This is a genomic window from Bacillus cereus group sp. Bce019, assembly GCF_051781745.1.
GTDB lineage: Bacteria > Bacillota > Bacilli > Bacillales > Bacillaceae_G > Bacillus_A > Bacillus_A cereus.
The window spans coordinates 1-17475 of the sequence record NZ_JBPWJX010000038.1; the positions used below are offsets into that span (position 1 = coordinate 1).

The following is a 17475-nucleotide window of genomic DNA, read 5'->3' on the forward strand; positions in this document are numbered from 1 at the left end:
ATTCATTCCTTTAGTTGCACAAATACCCTCTCCTACTCTCATTTTTTAAATCTATTTAGGAATGAATATTCATTCCTGTCCTTATAAAGCTATAGAATCAAATGATTCTAATAGCGTTCCAAGAGCTTTCTTCTAATTCTTTTACTAACTCTTTCGAGTATTCTAATTGCCCTGTTGCAATTACTTTCGTTAATTTTTCTAGCGGTTGATATACAATAATAATTAAAGCGACTGGAGGCAATGGACGAAGAAAACCTTTTGCGATTCCATCTTCAATAATATTCATAAAGAAGCCTATAAAATCGTCAAATATTTTCTTACTCTGTTCATCAAGAAAATAACTATCACAGTGAGAATTTGTAAATAAAAAAGCATCTACATTGTTTCTCGCAAATTCAAATAAACGGTTGTACGTATGACTAAACTGTTCACGAATATTTGCTTCAACAGGAAAATCCGTTTTTATTATTTCAGAAAGCTCTAACATACTTTTTGAAAATAATGAGTTAACAAGTGCCTCTTTATTTTCAAAATAGCGATAAATAGTACCCGCACCGACTTTTGCCTTTTCAGCGATCATTGGAATTGTCGTACCATCGTAACCACGCTCTGCAAAAAGTTGCATCGCAGCATCAAAAATATCCTCTTGTTTGTTTTTAGCCATTTTTTCCACCTCTATTTTCAGGAATGAAAATTCATTCCGTTTTTAATTATAAATTACAGGGAATAAAAGTCAAGTGCGTGACAACGTATAGTTGCGATTCTATTCTCTTGTATGTGAATAAAATTATATCAGCGATTTTCAGGATATATCAACTTACCGACAAAAATTAATACGATGAGATGGAGCTATCCCAAAATTTTGTTCGAAACAACTCCATCTTATATGCAAATTAAAAGAAATCATAAATAAACGGCTTGCGCACTGGTACTACATTCTCAAATGCCCGTATTTCCTCTTCGCTTCCGCTAATTAATTCTAATTCATTTAGTTCTAATGGGCGTTTGTATCCAAGCAGTATTGTAGATAGTGCATTTATATCTAGCTTAATCCCTTTATCCATTGGTTCTTCTATAATTGCTATTTCATAATTTGCAAGTCTCACCGATACATTATTCCACGGTGCAAATGAATCTGTAATATGTAAAATGACTTCTTGTTGTACATTGTTCCAGTTTAACTCATACTGTTTTAAGAACTGCTCTACATCTACAATTCTTCCCATAAAATATGGTTTTATTTCTGTTTTCACACGTGGTTCTTGCAATGTATATAACAACTGTTCGTTTTCACTTACTGTCATTTCAAGCTCTTTAATCATAGAATCATGCTGGCAAATAAAATTCCATAGACCATTTCGTGCTTCATTATGCATTGGAACAAATTCATCTACTGTCATTTTATAGTTTTCTATTTTATATAACATATAGCCGGCTGCAGTTTTATTTTCATCGTAATAAATTGCTAATGTTAAATCCTCATAAACAGCTTGTAACCACCATTTTTCATTGCGAACTAGCATACCAGAAAAACGTTCTGCAAATGTTTCATAAAGCTTCTCGACCTCTTCTGGGTGATTTTCTTTATTGAAACGTTTCACAGTACCATTCACTTGTTTTTTCATAACTAAATCACTCTTTGTCAAATGACATACGAGAAGATTCGCACAAAGTTCCCAGCCGTATTTACGGTAAAATGTAACAGCAAATGGGTGTAACATAGAGACTGTATAGCCATCTTTTTTCATTCTTTGAAGTGAATGTTGAAGTAGCTCTTTTACATACCCACTTCTTCTGTACTCTGGATACGTCGCTACTCCTGCAACGCCACCCATTTTAAATTTTTCTTTACCTATGTAAATATGAAACGGGATGAGGTGTAGTTTTGCAGCTAAGTCTTCCCCTTCCATAATGCCGTATATTTCATGACTTTCCTTCATTTTTGTAAGTTGCTGCTGTAATCGTTCCTCATCTACTTTATATTGAAAAGCGTATTCTGATAAACGTAATGCTTCTCTGAATTTATCTTCTTTTAATTGTATGACATTCATATAATTCTCCTCCATTCCCTTTTTGAATTGTATCATAATTCTCACTATTATAGTTCGGTAAGTGAAATTACAAGGACGTTTTAACAAAAAAGCAGATACATCACGTATCTGCTTTCCACCCTTTTTATTTAGCTAACTTTTGAAGTTCGTCAAAGAATGTAGGATATGATACACCTACTGCTTCTGCATCTTCAATAATTGTTTTTCCTTCTGCCAGGCAACCAGCAATTGCAAGCATCATTCCGATACGGTGATCACCATAACTATTTACTGTATTGCCTTTTAGAGCTGATTTTCCGTAAATGATCATACCGTCATCAGTTGCTTCTATGCGAGCTCCTAGTTTCGTTAATTCAGCAACGACTGTATCAATACGGTTTGTTTCTTTTACTTTTAATTCGTGTGCATCTTTAATTACTGTAATTCCTTCTGCTTGCGTTGCCGCTAATGCGATTACAGGAATCTCATCGATTAATCTAGGGATAATATCTCCGCCAATTTCAATTCCTTTTAATGAAGATGTTTCGATTGTAATATTTGCAGCTGGTTCCGATGCCCCTTCGTTAATTAGATCTACAGTGAACGTAGCACCCATTTTTTCTAAAACATCAATAATACCGGTACGGGTTGGATTCATCCCTACATTTTGTAATACTAGTTTACTATTTGGGATGATTGCACCTGCTACTAAGAAAAATGCTGCTGATGATACGTCACCTGGCACTTGAATGTCTGTTGCTGTTAATTTTTGTCCACCTGACAGCTTCACTGTTTTCCCTTCGCGAGTTACTTTAACACCAAATGCTTCAAGCATTCTTTCCGTATGGTCGCGGGAAATATGTGGTTCTGTAACAGCTGTTACACCTTCTGCACGAAGACCTGCAAGTAAAATAGCTGACTTTACTTGTGCACTTGCAACAGGAGAAATATATTCAATTGCTTTTAAATCTCCACCACGTATTGTTAACGGTGTAAATGTTCCTTCTTCTCGACCGTCTATGTTTGCGCCCATTTGTTTTAATGGGTTTGTTACACGCTTCATCGGTCTTTTTGCGATAGATTCATCACCTTGTACGCAAGAGAAAAATGGTGTGTTAGCTAATATACCTGACATTAATCGGATTGTTGTACCAGAATTACCAACATCTAATACAGCTTTCGGTTCTTGTAAACCTTCTAATCCTTTACCAACTACAGTAACCTCATCACCGTTTTGCGTAATTTCTACTCCCATTTCTTTAAAACATGAAATCGTACTTAAACAGTCTGCACCGGGCAAGAAACCTTTAATTGTTGTTTTCCCTTCTGCAATAGAACCGAACATAACAGCACGGTGTGAAATGGATTTATCACCTGGGATTGTAATATTGCCATTCAATCCGTTATTAACAGGTTGTATTGTTCTTTCTTTCACGTTTTTCACCTTCTCATTTAAATTGTTTCATAAGTTTGGTATTCTTCTTCTCCAAGCGCTAGTTTTGCTTTCATACGATCTTCTTCCCTTTGGAAGCTAATACGTAATACCCCAAGCAGTCCTTCACGCGCTTCTAATATTTGCAAGTTCGTAATACTAATTTCCTCACGCGCCAAAATACTCGTAATATGAGCCAATGCCCCCACCTTATCTAATACATCGACGTATAAGTCGTGATAGGCAGGAATTGCCCCTCTCTTTCTTACTGGTAAAGAATCACGGTATTCTTTCGCATCTGCAAAATAGTTTTGAATCTCGCATGCATCTCCGGTAGAAACTGTTTTATATAAATCTTCCATTTCAGAGATCCACTCTTTTAATAATACCATTAAATGCTCACGATTTTGCTTTACAATATCACTCCACATTTTCGGACTACTAGATGCGATACGTGTAATGTCTTTAAACCCTCCAGCAGCTAGCTGATGAATGAGCGGATTATCTCCTGCATGTTTCTCTACTTGCTTCACTAAACCTGCTGCGATAAGGTGCGGGAAATGACTAACGATCCCTGTTACATAATCATGTTCTTCTGTATTTAAAACAAGGAAATGTGATCCCGTTCCTTTTAACCAATCTTTTAACTCTTCCACATGTTCATTTGGCACATGATGCATCGGTGTTAAAATGTAAAATGCATTTTCAAATAAATGCGCTTTTGCACTTTCAACTCCCGTTTTATGAGAACCTGCCATTGGATGTCCACCAATGAAAGATACTTCCTTTGAAAATAAAGTTTCTGCTTCATTCATAATCGTGCCTTTTGTACTACCAACATCAGTCACTATAACATCTTCTCGTAAACGGAATGACGCAAGTTTGTGTAATAGCTTCTTCGTTTCTTCAACTGGAGAAGCAAAAACAATTAAATGTGCCTTTTCACATGCAAGCTGTAAATCAACTGCTATTTCATCTACTACGTGTAATTCTTTTGCACGCTCTACTTGTTCTTGAAATATATCATAACCTGTTATCGTTACATCGTGCTCTTTCTTAATTGCTAATGCGAGAGAGCCTCCGATTAAACCAGTTCCAATTAATACTACCTTTTTACGCATTTTCCTCATCTCGAGACTTTCTTTTTTTATTTTCAAAGTGTTGTTGTAACACTGAAATCACCCCTTCATTTTGCTCCCTTGTTCCGACTGTAATACGGATACCATTCGGGAACGGACGAATAATAAATCCTGCGTGTGCACAAGCTTCATAAATCTCTCCAGCATTCTCAACTGGCAAGAAGATGAAATTTGTTTGCGATGGATAAAATGGAATATCATTTTCCCTACAAAAGCTCTCGTATTGTTGTAATCCTTCTGTATTCACACGAACTATTTCTTCAATAAACTCGTCATCACCAAAAGCAATCGTCGCTGCTTTTTGCGCTAATGAAGATACGTTAAATGGCAAACGAACGACATTTAATTTTTCGATTAACTCTTCCTGTCCAACCGCATATCCAACGCGGAAAGAAGCTAATCCGTACGCTTTAGAAAATGTTCTAAGTACAAGAATATTTTTATGTTTTTCTAAAAGCGGTAATGTCTCTGGGAAATCTTTTGCTGTTACGTATTCATAGTACGCTTCATCAATGACAATTAACGTATTTTCACTAATACCTTCAATGAATTGAGTCAATTTTCGGTCATTCACATATGTGCCTGTTGGATTGTTCGGGTTACAAATCCATACAATTTTTGTATCGTTATCTACTACTGAAGAAATTTCTTCTAAGTCGTATACACCGTTATTTAACGCAATTTCCTTCACTTCGCAACCTTCTATAATGGCATGATGACGATACTGTGGGAATGTTGCACCTGCTGTTACAATGTTATCTCCCGCTCGTAATACGGCGCGGCTTATTATTTGAATGATTTCATCTAAACCACTACCACAAAGTACTTGTTCCATTTTCACATGTAACTTATCTGCGATTGTTTGACGGAGCGTTGTAGCACCTCCGTCAGGATATAAAGCATGTTCCAACCACGATTTTTGCAACTCATCTAAAACACGTGACGAACAGCCGAATGGATTTTCATTCGATGCTAATTTCACAAACGAATGATCTCCGTACACTTCTTTCATTTGTTCTGGTGATTTACCTGGTTTATATGGTTGTAATGATGATAGTTGATCCTTTACTTGCACGTTAAACCCACCTTTTTATTAAAATTCTTTTGCGTAGTTATTGTGTTGCATAATGTTTTGTTTTAATAATTCCATACGATCTTTTCCGAATTGTTCGACTAGTGCATCTGCAAGTTCCCATGCCACAACAGATTCAGCTACTACACCCGCCGCTGGTACTGCGCAACTATCAGATCTTTCAATACTCGCTTGGAATGCTTCTTTCGTATCAATATCAACGCTTGCTAACGGTTTGTATAAAGTAGGAATTGGCTTCATCACGCCTCTTACGATAATTGGCATACCTGTTGTCATACCGCCTTCTAAACCGCCGGCATTATTCGTTCTTCTCGTGTATCCTTTTTCTTCATCCCACAGAATTTCATCATGCACTTTGCTTCCTGGTTGTCGTGCCGCTTCAAAACCTACGCCGATTTCAGCACCTTTAAATGCATTTATACTCATAATTGCACCAGCAAGTTTTGCATCTAATTTACGATCGTAATGGACGTAACTACCGACGCCAATCGGCATACCTTCTGCAATGACTTCCACAATACCACCGATTGAATCTCCACTACTTTTTGCGTTGTCAATCGCATTCATCATTTCTTGCTCTACTTCTTTATCTAAACATCGAACTGGTGAGTTTTCAGTAATTGTTTGAATTTCTTCAATTGATAAGTTTGAAATATGTTTTGCTTTTACTCCACCAATTTCAAGAACATGTCCTGCAATTTCCACGCCTAATTCGCTTAAAATTTGTTTTGCAACTGCACCAGCAGCTACACGAACTGTCGTTTCTCTTGCAGATGACCGCTCTAATACGTTTCTTATATCACGATGACCATATTTAATTGCTCCATTTAAATCTGCATGTCCGGGACGTGGTTTTGTAATTGTACGTTTCATGTCTTTACTTTCTTTTTCCGAAATTGGCTCTGCACCCATTACTTTCGTCCAATGTTTGAAATCATCATTTTTTACAATTAACGTAATCGGTGATCCAAGTGTCATCCCGTGACGAACACCACTTACAATTTCAACTGTATCTGTTTCAATTTGCATACGTCTTCCGCGTCCATGACCTTTTTGTCTTCTTAATAATTCTTTATTAATATGTTCCGCCGTAAGTGTCAAACCTGCTGGTACACCTTCTAAAATAACTGTTAACTGCGGTCCATGTGATTCTCCAGCTGTAATGTATCTCATTTCTCTTGCCCCTTTACTATTTTTTTGTACAAAAAAGTCCCTACTGAGCGCTCAGTAGGGACGATGTTTATCGCGGTACCACCCTAGTTGTAGACTTCTTTCGTCTACCTCTCTTCTTCTTTAACGATCGTTTGACCGTCTTCCCCTCCAAAAGTTGTCGGGAAAGATGCTCCAAGGCTGTAATTCATGCTTACCTTTGTACTGATTCACACCGACCATCAGCTCTCTTTAACAGTGAGATAAGCACTACTGTTTCCTCTTCAACGCATATATGATATGGAATTAAGATAATTTATTTTTGAAACCTTTTAACTCATCCATGAATCTATGGAATTCTGGAATGTCCATTTGTTGTGCAGAATCTGATAATGCAACTGCTGGATCTGGATGAACTTCAGCCATTACTGCATCTGCGCCAATTGCAAGTGCCGCTTTCGCTGTTGGTAATAATAAATCTCTGCGTCCAGTTGAATGTGTTACATCAACAATAACTGGTAAATGCGTTTCTTTCTTTAAAATTGGTACTGCAGAAATGTCTAATGTGTTACGTGTTGCTCTTTCGTATGTGCGGATACCGCGCTCACAAAGAATAATTTGATCGTTACCTTGCGCAATGATGTATTCCGCTGCGTTAATGAACTCATCAATTGTTGCTGCTAATCCACGTTTTAATAATACTGGTTTGTTAACTTTACCTACAGCTCGTAATAAATCGAAGTTTTGCATGTTACGTGCGCCAACTTGAATTACATCAACGTAGTCTAATGCCATTTCAACATCGTTCGGATTTAAAATTTCACTAATAATTGCTAAGTCAAACTCGTCTGCTACTTGACGTAAAATTTGAAGTCCTTCTACTCCTAAACCTTGGAAATCGTATGGAGAAGTTCTCGGTTTGAATGCACCACCGCGCATTAATTTTAAGCCTTGGTCTTTCATCGCTTGCCCTACTTGACGAACTTGCTCTAAGCTTTCTACTGCACAAGGTCCCATGATGAACGTTTGTGTTCCGTTTCCAATCAATTCACCTTTTACATCAACGATTGTATTTTCTTGTTTCTTTTTACGTGATACTAGTAACGCTTTACGGTTATCATCTTCTTGTAACTCTAAGCTTGCTTTGAAAATCGTTTTGAAAATATGTTGAACTGTTGATGTTTCGAATGGTCCTTCGTTATGCTCTGCGATCATATCAAGTACTTCACGCTCACGTACTGGATCAAAGCGTTTCGTACCTTGTACTTGCTTTTGCTCTCCAATTTTTTGAACGATTTCACCACGTTTGTTTAAAAGGTGTAATAGTTGTAAGTTAATTTCATCTACCTGTTTACGTAATTGATCTAATTCATGATTTGCCATTTGGAAATCCTCCTCTAATGTTTTAAAAGTATAGTAAGAGAATAAAAAATTCTCTATTTTCTGAACTGACTAATTATACAAATTTATAGTGGAATCGATACCTCTTCTTATTTTAAACTAATAATTCGTACAAAGACATGAACTACTAGTTAAAAACCCACTTTTTTGTACAAAAAAGCCCTACTGATCCAATCAGTAGGGACGATATTTATCGCGGTACCACCCTAGTTGTAGACTTCTTTCGTCTACCTCTCTTCATTGTTAACGATCATCTGACCGTCTTTCCCTTCATAAAGACAATACTATCTTTACTACGAAAAAGATGCTCTAGGACTGTAATTCGCTCTTGTTTTTGTACTGGTTCGCACCAACCACCAGCTCTCTGTTACAGGGAAACAACAACTACTGCTTTTCCTTTCAATGCATGACTATTTTATTTTCAAGTTGGACCACTAAAATACAAAAAGTCCCTACTGAATAAATCAGTAGGGACGATATTTATCGCGGTACCACCCTAGTTGCAGACTAACTTTCCGTCTACCTCTCTTCACTGTTAACGATCAATTGACCGCTTTTTCCTCATAAAGACAAACTATCTTTATTACGAAAAAGATGCTCCAAGACTGTAATTCATGATTATCCCTGTACTGGTTCACACCAACCACCAGCTCTCTGTTACAGTAAGACTAACCACTACTGTGATCTCTTCATTGCACTTTGTTTATTCAAATGTTTTTGAAATTGAATAAGTATGATTCGTATTATAGAACGCTTTTCAAAACACTGTCAACAACTTTTTATATATTTTTTAAAATTCCACTTTCGTCCTATAATTCTTTTTGTAAATCACCCATTACAATTCCTATGCGAATTATTTCATTTTCTAGTAAATGTAAAACATATTCCTCTACTTTATACTGAACTAATAATTCTTTTATTTGTATGATTTCTTTTTCGAATAACACGGCTTCGTGACATGTTTGTAGTAAAATAAAAAACACATTTGCAAACATTTCTTTATGCGCTTTCATACTTTCTTTTTTATGAAGCATTTCAATCAATAACCGCTTCATTTCCTCACCTGTACATTTACCATGTACACTTGAAAATGTACGAGACATAATACATAATCCTTTTTCTAATATTTCATCCATGTATAAAATAATACGTAAAAGCATTACATATTCTCTCGCAGTTATCTCACCCATTTTTGGTCGTTCTCGCAAAAATACACTGAGCCAAGCTGTCCAAAATTTTTGTTGTTCTTTTACGCTTAATGTTTTGACGTAATAGCATAAAAACTGCATAAACTTAATTTTATTTTCTTCATTTTCTAGTATGAGTAACGGGTATAACCAATCTGTTTTTTGCTCCCAATATAGTACACATTTAATAAATACAAAGCTAAGCCACTTCAAGAAAGCTTCTCTCGTATGCGGATGTAATACTTCCAAATGTTCTACCGCATACTTAATAAATCGCTTCATTTCTGTAAATAAAGGTAAATTTATTTGCGTGTAACATAAGCCGGCCCATGCATATTCCGTAATCTCATTTTGTTTTTTTAAATCTAAGTATGGTAACAAATATTTTCGGCACCATTGTTTTTCAATATGATATAGAAATGTAATATCTGCTATTAAACGAGCAAACATAAAGTTTGTTCGTTCCGAATTAACTCTTACTTGTTCTTCAAATAAAAATAAATATTCATATACATTACGATCGTATAAATGATCATATGATAACAACTTTAATAATACAGCTGTCATTTTTCCAACTGGATGCTGAATTGATTCATTGTAAAAATCTTGTTTCCCAAGCTTAAAGTCTGTATCACTCTTCATAACTTGAGGAAACACTGAAAAAGCAAATCGTTTTACAACACGTATACTATTCTCTTCTAACTCTTCTAGTCGATTACTAATTTCATATAGAAAACTACTAATTAACCAATGAAAAGCAGTATTTCTAACAAATTTCTGCAATAGCGGAATAATTTTTTGGATTTGATCATTTGTCAATCCTCGATTATTTCGCCATTCTCTAATACAAACAAACCATACTTCATTACTTATTTCTTGCACTCCTACTAATTGGTATGCAAATGAAATACTCCACTCTGTGTTTAATTTACATGCTTTTGATAACATCTCTAAAAAATGGCGTTGTTCAAAAACAAGATCTTGCGAAAATTGCTGAACTTGCTTCATAATTTCAACATCTTTCAGTTGCAATAATCCGTCAGCAGTTACATTACAAGTAATACTTTGCTCTGTATCCTCTTTCTTTTGTACACTGTATCGTTCGGAATGAAAATGAGGATGCTTTTGCTTCATTAACTCATACCCATTTGCCGTAGATGGACTATTTGAATCACACTTGAATAATAAGTCTAATACGAGACATGCATCAAATACCCTCTCTTCTGTAAGATGCTTTATTACAGTTCGAGTGACTTCTTCTTTTGTTTTTTCTAAACAATGTGCATAATGCCTTTTTAAAAGTTGAAAAACTTCGTGTTTATAAGTGAAATCTAAAAGAAGTCCTTCATGTAACAACCATTTCATTTTGTCATCTACACGAACAAAAATATTTTTATTCATCGCATCAATTGCAATTTGCTTTTGAAGTACACTATTTGCTTCTATCATTTCTGTAATATAATAATCCGCTTTTTTCTCATTGTTTTCGCATAAATAAGTTAGACACTCTTTTACAATTCGTATTAAAAATGCAAGATCATTTTGATGAAACTCTTTCTCTACATTTTCCTTATTTCTTTTTTTCAGTGCCGTTTGTCTTAACGACAACATTCTCAATTTTTCTAATCCAATCATCATAATTGGAACAGCATAATAAGCGATATATGGCCTCATCTTTTCGTTCCAAATTTGCTCCACATGAGAAAATGTAGATACTGGTAAGCGACTCGATTCCTCGAGTTCTATTGATTCTTGCGTATCATTTCCCCATTTCCTTACACGTTTCAACTTCAGTTTTCCGTCTAAAATAAAAGTTAGTAACAATAAGGCAATTTCTTTATGCTCAGGAAAAGAACATTTTTGCAGTAACTTAGAAATCTTTTCTATAGAGCTACTATCTTTTTCAGCTGTTTCTAATAAAAGGAGTGTCCACCTTGCAAACAACAACGGGTCCATCTTACTCCTCGTTTCGTTTAAGTAGTTACAAATTGTTCTCCATAATAACGGTGATATTTTAGAATAGTTTTTATAAATTAATTGAAATAATTCTTTCTGATGACTAAAAAGAAATTGTTCGACTAACCATTCTGCAAGTAATTCATCTACTTCATTATAGTTTGGCGTAAGCATAAACAAATTTTGTAATTTACCTTCTACTTCTAACCATTCGACCCATTCATAATCATGAGCAAATTCCACAAAGTAACGAACTGTTTCAATTTTTTTAATTGATTGCTTTATGTATGATAATTGTTCCTGTTCTACTGACGGGGGAACCGTTACAATATCCCGAATACGCATTCTTTTCGTAATATAATTATCACCCATTAATTCCGCCCAGCGTTTTACCGCTTTTACAAGGGATTGATGATTATTCACCTTATTCGGATACACAATTGGTCTTATCCCTAAATGTTCCCAGTGGTACGTATTTTCTCCTTGTGCGACAAAAGCAAATCGTCTTGTACTTGGTGGTAAACCAGTTGCTAAATATTTCATTACTGGGTCATTATGACTATATCCAACGAATAAAACGGTGTAATTTGAGAATAGATCAACTAAAAACCTTCTCGCCCACCCTTCCGTTAAGTAAGCCCTTCCAAAATCACCATCTGTTAAAATTAAAGCCTCTTTCTCCTGTTCTACATTACCATGTATGTAAGCAAGACCTTTAAAAGCTCTCCCAGTCGGTAAAGCTGGAGCGTAATAAACATTGATATCTCTATTTATTTCTTTAATTGCAGTTGTAAAATGTTGATCAAAATTTGTTGTTACAATGCGGATATCTGTATCTAAAGGAAATAACCTTGGAATTGCATAATGCAATGGATTCGGTTTTGATTTCTCTATATGAACGAGATCTCTTGCGACTTGATGTACATCTTTTGTTTTCGCAATTTTACCAAGATAATAATCATGTGGCTCTGTTATTTCACGTTTTTCGACATATAACGTTTTTGCAATTTCATCAACTAAATCATCAAAATTCGGTAAGTTTGATTTCCCTTTCATAGAAACTCCCGCTCCAACAAATAATACTAACTTTCCTTGCTCAAGGTGATCAATTAACTCATCTGGAATTTCTACTTCTGAAGTAATCCACATCTTGGATTCCCCCTTACCTAAAAATGTCATACACTCTCATTTTACTATAACATTTTTTCATTGTTTTTATAATATTTAGACTAAATTCCGAACATGAAAAAGTTTTATGTAAATAAATCCGTTACAATGTATGAACTCCAGAATTTATTGAAAAACTATGTATAAATCGGAGGTGTAAATTTTGAATGATTTCACAGTAGTGCTTATCAAGTTTATATCGTGCATTATCGCATTTAGCATTGGGCTTGCTTTATTTTTCCCTGCAACGTTTGTTCAAATTATTTCATTCAGTCTCTTTGTTACAATCGTATCCTACATGTTCGTTGATAAAATTATTTTAAATCGAATTGGCAATACTGGTGCCATTATGTCGGATTTCTTATTAACATATTTAAGCGTATGGATTTTCGGTAATATTTTATTAGACAACTATATGCAAATTGCATGGGGCAGTATCCTTTCTGCCATCGTCTTCACTTTATCTGAAGTAATTGTTCATCGCTTCTCTAACTCTCATACAAGGCACAACAATGATAACATTCGTATTAATCGCCGCTTTGCATATGGTACAGAGTTTGCTGAAGAACAAAATATATTGGATAAAGATAAGAAAAAGTAACGTTTTAATGCAGGAGCGCCCTTTTTAATTATGTGGTGCTCCTTTTTTGTATTTTTTCATTATGGTACGTGAAATTATATAAGTGATTATTTCAAAATACCGACTTACTAACAATATTTGACGCTATTTTTTCTAATAAAAAACTGCCTCTTATTTAGAGGCAGCCACTTTTAAGTCTTTTACTGCAACAACATCCGCAAACGCTCCCAATACTGCGTTATGATGTTTCACAATATCTTCAGCACGTAACACTTCTGTATTAAATGTACTATGCGCATCACTCACTAACGTTACTTTATACCCTTCACTACATGCTCTGCGCGTTGTCGTATCTACACAATACTCTGTTTGCATTCCCGAAAGAATAACGTGTTCAATTCCTTTCTCTTGTAACACTTCGCTTAAGTTTGTATTATGGAATGAATCTGGAGTCGTCTTTTCAACTATATTATCTCCTTCTTGCGGAGCGATGGCCGCATGGATTCGCCATCCATCCGTACCTTTTTCTAACGGATGGTCTTTAGGACCGTTATGTTGGATATAAATAACTGGAATATCATTTGAACGACATTCCCTAATAAGCTCTTGCAATGTTTGTAAAAACTTTCCCCCATTATGTACTGGCATTCCAGCTGTATACATACCCGCTTGCACATCAATTACGATTAATGCTTTTTTCATTTCACACATCCCCCTTTATTTGTATAAGCCATTATTATTGTTTATATTCCATCATCCAACAATCTTCTAATTTCCCCTCATGCAACTCATGTTCCTTTAAAATCTTTACTTTTTTAAATCCACTTTTTTCATAACACTTTATTGCTCGTTCATTATTTACTTTCGGATCCATTGCAATTGCTTCTGCTCCCATTTCACCCATAATATATGTAATTGCTGCCTGAACGAGTTTTGTTCCAATTCCCTTTCCCCAATAGGCTGGTTCACCGATAAATTGGTCCATACCCCATACATTTTGTGATTCTTTATAGCCATATAACGCTTTCCACTCTGAATCCACTGGGTACATTTGTATGTAACCAATCGGAATGGTATCAAATTCTATTAAACATCTTTTTTCATTACTGTTTGGACTATGTATAAAATGATCAAGCACCTTTTCTACAGATTGCGGATTATCTCGTCCTTCGTAATACCGCAGGACTGCTGGGTCCGTTAACCATTTAGAAATGATAGATGCATCATCTTCCATTACGTATCTAATCAATAAACCTTCTTTTTGAAAAAGCATATTATACCTCTATTATTTCTTTATATTTTTTCTTGCTGTTACATCTTTCATTGCACCTACTAATGCATATGGTAGTAATGTAATCGCAAAAAATGCTGTAAATACGTTAAATTGCGGGATTGTATAGAGTGTGAACCATTCAGTGAAAAATTGAGAATTTAATATTCTATTAAAAAACTCTCCGCCTGGCCTAAAGTTTGGCGCCCACGCAGTGATTTCACACAAAATAAAGTGAAACTTTAATCAGTGGGGGTTTTGTTCATCCCCCACTGATTATTAGTTGAACCAATCGGGCTTTTACGAGCAGTTGATCCCCCACCTAACTTCTTCGCTCTCGCTGAATTTTGAGGTGGGGGTCTTACTGCCCTTTAATGCGGGGTAAACAGTAACTGAACAATAAAAAATGCCCCTAGATAACGAAACCAAGTCCGTTTCCATATAGGTTGTGCATTTTTTAATATATCTCCCATCTTACCCCCTCCTTAAATATCCATCATATTAATTATACACTTCCCTCACTTTATTTGTTAAAATTTTCTATATAATTAATGCTGTTGGGGGGAATACATTATGTCTAATCCTATACTTACATCCACTTTAATCATTCTTAGAGGAAACTCCGCAAGTGGTAAAACAACAATCGCAAAACAACTACAAGAACATTTCGGACAAGGGACACTTTTAGTATCACAGGATGTTGTACGTAGAGATATGCTTAGAGTACACGACACAATGGGTAATTTATCACATGATTTACTATTTGAAATTACGAAGTACGGAAAAGGAAAATGTGAATTTGTTATTTTAGAAGGTATATTGAACAGTCATAGGTATGGTGAGATGTTAAAAGAATTAATTCGTTATTTTGATGAAAATGCATTTGCATATTACTTTGATTTATCATTAGAGGAAACTATTAGACGACATAACACAAGAGACAAACGACATGAATTTGGTGAGGATTCCCTACAAAAATGGTATAATCCGCACGATACAATTGAGGTTGCCAGAGAAACTATTTTTACAGATAACTTCACGCAAAAAAATATATTTGATGTGATTCTTAATGATGTTGCGATACAAAAACAAGACTAATATAATATGTTAGTCTTGTTATGTACTTTGTGTTTCCGTTTTTATAATTGAACAATCTTTACATAAATAATAGTATATATTCATTTCCCCAAACTGGAAATCAACTACTGAAATAAGTTCACGTTCCTCGATATCTTGTGTAATTGTAGCAACATACTTCATCTCTTTAGAACAAGTTGGACACGCCAAATGCTCTGGAAGATCCGCATATAATGGTGCCCCTAATAATCTACATACATATTCAGAACCGAACAAGTCAAAAGCTTCCCAGTAACTATCTTCATCTGTAGGTATATCTTCATTTTTCATATTTATAAGCTTTACCGTTGTTTTTGGTAATGAAACTGGTAACTTATCTTCCTCTTCCATTATCCATTCTTCTGTATTTTGCTGCTTTATGATTTGAACTGTTTTACCTCCATCACTTAACTGAAAATATTGCGGTTCCCACACCATCGCACAGTTCAAGCATGAAACGAATGGTAAAATATTTAGTTCATTACTTTTAAGTTCAGCAAGTCTCCCATCTTTTAAATCAAAACAGAGAATTTGATGCATCTTCTCACCGCATAACTTACATACTGGCAAATTACAATCTTGACCGCCAAAGTAATGATTATATGAACCTCTTCCTTCAATTACTCTATACCCTTTCCGCTCATTACAATGTGCGCCATATAATTCTATTGTCATATTCTATCCTCGCCTTTTATAAGAATGATTCACAAAATGATAATAATTAAGACTAAAAAACATCGTCTTCCTGAATAGTTTCCATAACAAATTCTTTTAAACTCGGAGATATTTCTTCCATTTCGTCATCCGCGTGATACCAAATATATATTTTATCATCCATTTTTCCATTATTTATTTTAAAGCACAATTTATCCCCTGAACCATCGTCACCAATTATGATAAGATTTTCTGGTATAGACTCATCTCTCATGTCAATATTTTGTCTAACAATATCATCCCAAGTTTTCGTTACATTTCTATTATCTTTAATCGGATATAGTATCCATTTCCCTATTTCAGCATTATTAACTAATTTAATAAGATCCCTATATTGATTTGGGAAAGCAGCACCTAGCTTTTCTTCCGTTTCTTTTATTTGCAACTCCAATACACCTTGTTTCTTTGTTTCAATATATTCTCTTACTTCTTTCATGAAATACACCTATCCTTTGAACTTAATTACACTATTATGAGTGAAAGTGTTTAGTAAACGATTTGATCCGATTTATATATTTCATTATACGTTAACCCTTCGTTTTCAACATACTATTCTTCTCTACTTCTCAATAACCTTCTGTTCTACTTCCTTACCTCATTCTTAATAGTTTTTCTAAACATGAGACAATTTTTATGTTTTATTACAGGTTTATTAATAAGTCATTTAAAAATCCTATTATCCTTCTACTAAAAAAATAAAAGCCAGCCTCAATAAAGAGAACTGACTTCTATTTGGATAATTATTGTTATTATAAAATTTTCACTTTAACAGTTTGTCTTCCCCAATTCATAGCTTTACTTTTTGAACCCATTAAAACATCAATACGATTACCTTTAATTGCACTTCCAGTATCACCAGCGATCGCTTCTCCATAGCCTTCTACCCATACTTTAGATCCTAATGGGATTACTTTCGGGTCAACTGCGATAATTCTCATATTCGGATTTGCCGTTAAATCATGCCCCATCGCAGTTAAAACGCGTCCACCATATGTACCATTTTCACTTGGATCAGCAGTATACGCTGTCGCTACTACCGTTAATTCACGTTTAGCAGACTGTATGTTGTTTTTAGATGCTTCTTTCGCTCTCTCTTCTTCTTTAGCTTTTGCTATTTCTCTTGCTTTTTCTTCTTCTTTAGCTTTTGCTATTTCTCTTGCTTTTTCTTCTTCTTTAGCTTTTGCTATTTCTCTTGCTTTCTCTTCTTCTTTAGCTTTTGCTATTTCTCTTGCTTTCTCTTC

The 17475-nt window shown here is 35.0% G+C and carries 15 protein-coding genes, 2 pseudogenes and 3 other annotated features; of the genes and pseudogenes, 2 read left to right on the top strand and 15 right to left on the bottom strand.

The annotated features are described in order from the left end of the window. Nucleotides 1-97 precede the first annotated feature (97 nt). From ACS2QP_RS26840 to ACS2QP_RS26875, 8 genes are all read right to left on the bottom strand, one after another. Nucleotides 98-664, bottom strand: coding sequence for a TetR/AcrR family transcriptional regulator (locus tag ACS2QP_RS26840; RefSeq protein WP_001107299.1), 567 nt, complete (start codon nucleotides 662-664; stop codon nucleotides 98-100). Between the two features lie 229 nt (nucleotides 665-893). Then, nucleotides 894-2051 (bottom strand): GNAT family N-acetyltransferase, encoded by a 1158-nt coding sequence (locus tag ACS2QP_RS26845; protein ID WP_326265080.1) that lies wholly within the window; start codon nucleotides 2049-2051, stop codon nucleotides 894-896. Nucleotides 2052-2175: 124 nt separating this feature from the next. Further along, entirely contained in the window at nucleotides 2176-3465 is a 1290-nt protein-coding gene (aroA, locus tag ACS2QP_RS26850) for a 3-phosphoshikimate 1-carboxyvinyltransferase (RefSeq protein ID WP_000664630.1), read from the bottom strand. Nucleotides 3466-3482: 17 nt separating this feature from the next. After that, complete coding sequence (tyrA, locus tag ACS2QP_RS26855) at nucleotides 3483-4583, bottom strand: prephenate dehydrogenase (protein WP_001228140.1); 1101 nt, start codon at nucleotides 4581-4583, stop codon at nucleotides 3483-3485. Continuing rightward, nucleotides 4576-5676: a histidinol-phosphate transaminase gene (gene hisC, locus ACS2QP_RS26860; RefSeq protein ID WP_001197280.1), complete on the bottom strand. Its 1101-nt coding sequence runs from the start codon at nucleotides 5674-5676 to the stop codon at nucleotides 4576-4578. Before hisC ends, tyrA begins: the two co-directional genes overlap by 8 nt. A gap of 18 nt (nucleotides 5677-5694) precedes the next feature. Next, complete coding sequence (gene aroC, locus ACS2QP_RS26865) at nucleotides 5695-6867, bottom strand: chorismate synthase (RefSeq protein WP_001269425.1); 1173 nt, start codon at nucleotides 6865-6867, stop codon at nucleotides 5695-5697. A 53-nt stretch (nucleotides 6868-6920) separates the two neighbouring features. Beyond that, nucleotides 6921-7140 (bottom strand) — a binding site (T-box leader). Nucleotides 7141-7149: 9 nt separating this feature from the next. Continuing rightward, nucleotides 7150-8226, bottom strand: coding sequence for a bifunctional 3-deoxy-7-phosphoheptulonate synthase/chorismate mutase (locus ACS2QP_RS26870; protein WP_001273575.1), 1077 nt, complete (start codon nucleotides 8224-8226; stop codon nucleotides 7150-7152). Between the two features lie 194 nt (nucleotides 8227-8420). Then, nucleotides 8421-8656, bottom strand: a binding site (T-box leader). Between the two features lie 54 nt (nucleotides 8657-8710). Beyond that, nucleotides 8711-8946: a binding site (T-box leader), on the bottom strand. Between the two features lie 107 nt (nucleotides 8947-9053). Continuing rightward, a complete protein-coding gene (locus ACS2QP_RS26875) occupies nucleotides 9054-12536 on the bottom strand; it encodes a DUF4020 domain-containing protein (protein WP_438883004.1) in 3483 nt (1160 codons plus the stop codon). A 181-nt stretch (nucleotides 12537-12717) separates the two neighbouring features. On the opposite strand from ACS2QP_RS26875, the gene ACS2QP_RS26880 reads away from it, so the two are divergent. Then, a complete protein-coding gene (locus tag ACS2QP_RS26880; protein WP_000997702.1) occupies nucleotides 12718-13155 on the top strand; it encodes a YndM family protein in 438 nt (145 codons plus the stop codon). A 150-nt stretch (nucleotides 13156-13305) separates the two neighbouring features. Here the strand turns inward: ACS2QP_RS26880 and ACS2QP_RS26885 are convergent, their stop codons facing one another. The 4 genes and pseudogenes from ACS2QP_RS26885 to ACS2QP_RS26900 all read right to left on the bottom strand — a co-directional run. Continuing rightward, the gene (locus tag ACS2QP_RS26885) at nucleotides 13306-13836 is read right to left on the bottom strand and encodes a cysteine hydrolase family protein (RefSeq protein ID WP_000709539.1); all 531 of its coding nucleotides are present in this window, start codon (nucleotides 13834-13836) and stop codon (nucleotides 13306-13308) included. Nucleotides 13837-13870: 34 nt separating this feature from the next. Next, nucleotides 13871-14407, bottom strand: a complete 537-nt coding sequence (locus ACS2QP_RS26890) for a GNAT family N-acetyltransferase (RefSeq protein ID WP_000898772.1) — start codon at nucleotides 14405-14407, stop codon at nucleotides 13871-13873. A gap of 12 nt (nucleotides 14408-14419) precedes the next feature. Next, nucleotides 14420-14638: pseudogene (locus ACS2QP_RS26895) on the bottom strand (YfzA family protein); the annotation flags it as partial. Nucleotides 14639-14793: 155 nt separating this feature from the next. Then, nucleotides 14794-14877 (bottom strand): annotated as a pseudogene (locus ACS2QP_RS26900) (YfzA family protein); the annotation flags it as partial. A 100-nt stretch (nucleotides 14878-14977) separates the two neighbouring features. On the opposite strand from ACS2QP_RS26900, the gene ACS2QP_RS26905 reads away from it, so the two are divergent. Next, a complete protein-coding gene (locus tag ACS2QP_RS26905; protein WP_061457369.1) occupies nucleotides 14978-15502 on the top strand; it encodes a kinase in 525 nt (174 codons plus the stop codon). Between the two features lie 18 nt (nucleotides 15503-15520). On the opposite strand, the gene ACS2QP_RS26910 is transcribed toward ACS2QP_RS26905, so the two are convergent. The 3 genes from ACS2QP_RS26910 to ACS2QP_RS26920 form a co-directional block, all read right to left on the bottom strand. Next, nucleotides 15521-16195 (bottom strand): hypothetical protein, encoded by a 675-nt coding sequence (locus tag ACS2QP_RS26910; protein WP_000151352.1) that lies wholly within the window; start codon nucleotides 16193-16195, stop codon nucleotides 15521-15523. Nucleotides 16196-16247: 52 nt separating this feature from the next. Next, on the bottom strand, nucleotides 16248-16670 hold the full coding sequence (locus ACS2QP_RS26915) for an SMI1/KNR4 family protein (protein WP_061457370.1): 423 nt from the start codon (nucleotides 16668-16670) through the stop codon (nucleotides 16248-16250). 313 nt (nucleotides 16671-16983) lie between these two features. Beyond that, nucleotides 16984-17475, bottom strand: a 492-nt coding sequence (locus ACS2QP_RS26920; RefSeq protein WP_377832106.1) for a 3D domain-containing protein, incomplete at its 5' end; no start/stop codon positions are given.

Bases quoted from the DNA above. Each gene is read 5' to 3' on its own strand.
- ACS2QP_RS26885 (WP_000709539.1), bottom strand. From the start codon at position 13,836: ATGAAAAAAGCATTAATCGTAATTGATGTGCAAGCGGGTATGTATACA.
- tyrA (WP_001228140.1), bottom strand. From the start codon at position 4,583: ATGCGTAAAAAGGTAGTATTAATTGGAACTGGTTTAATCGGAGGCTCT.
- ACS2QP_RS26905 (WP_061457369.1), top strand. From the start codon at position 14,978: ATGTCTAATCCTATACTTACATCCACTTTAATCATTCTTAGAGGAAAC.
- aroC (WP_001269425.1), bottom strand. From the start codon at position 6,867: ATGAGATACATTACAGCTGGAGAATCACATGGACCGCAGTTAACAGTT.
- ACS2QP_RS26890 (WP_000898772.1), bottom strand. From the start codon at position 14,407: ATGCTTTTTCAAAAAGAAGGTTTATTGATTAGATACGTAATGGAAGAT.
- ACS2QP_RS26875 (WP_438883004.1), bottom strand. From the start codon at position 12,536: ATGTGGATTACTTCAGAAGTAGAAATTCCAGATGAGTTAATTGATCAC.
- ACS2QP_RS26910 (WP_000151352.1), bottom strand. From the start codon at position 16,195: ATGACAATAGAATTATATGGCGCACATTGTAATGAGCGGAAAGGGTAT.
- ACS2QP_RS26845 (WP_326265080.1), bottom strand. From the start codon at position 2,051: ATGAATGTCATACAATTAAAAGAAGATAAATTCAGAGAAGCATTACGT.
- ACS2QP_RS26840 (WP_001107299.1), bottom strand. From the start codon at position 664: ATGGCTAAAAACAAACAAGAGGATATTTTTGATGCTGCGATGCAACTT.
- ACS2QP_RS26870 (WP_001273575.1), bottom strand. From the start codon at position 8,226: ATGGCAAATCATGAATTAGATCAATTACGTAAACAGGTAGATGAAATT.
- ACS2QP_RS26915 (WP_061457370.1), bottom strand. From the start codon at position 16,670: ATGAAAGAAGTAAGAGAATATATTGAAACAAAGAAACAAGGTGTATTG.